Here is a 206-nt window from a genome sequence, read left to right on the forward strand (position 1 = left end):
GCTCGCTTCGTCCTCGGGGGGGCGCCATGACTGAACAGACGCTTCTGGCGATTGATAACGGAACGCAATCGGTACGAGCCTTGCTCTTCGACAAGTCGGGTAACTTGCTTGCCAAGGGCAAGCGTGAGATTGAACCCTATTTTTCCGAGCACCCGGGTTGGGCCGAGCAGCAACCCAAGGTGTATTGGGATGCCATGCTCGACGCT

The 206-nt window shown here is 57.8% G+C and carries 1 protein-coding gene; it reads left to right on the forward strand.

Annotated features, from left to right (window positions below):
- Positions 1 to 26: 26 nt before the first annotated feature.
- Positions 27 to 206, forward strand: a 180-nt coding sequence (locus A3750_RS05540) for an FGGY family carbohydrate kinase (RefSeq protein WP_255374867.1), incomplete at its 3' end; no start/stop codon positions are given.

The organism is Oleiphilus sp. HI0079, assembly GCF_001635105.1.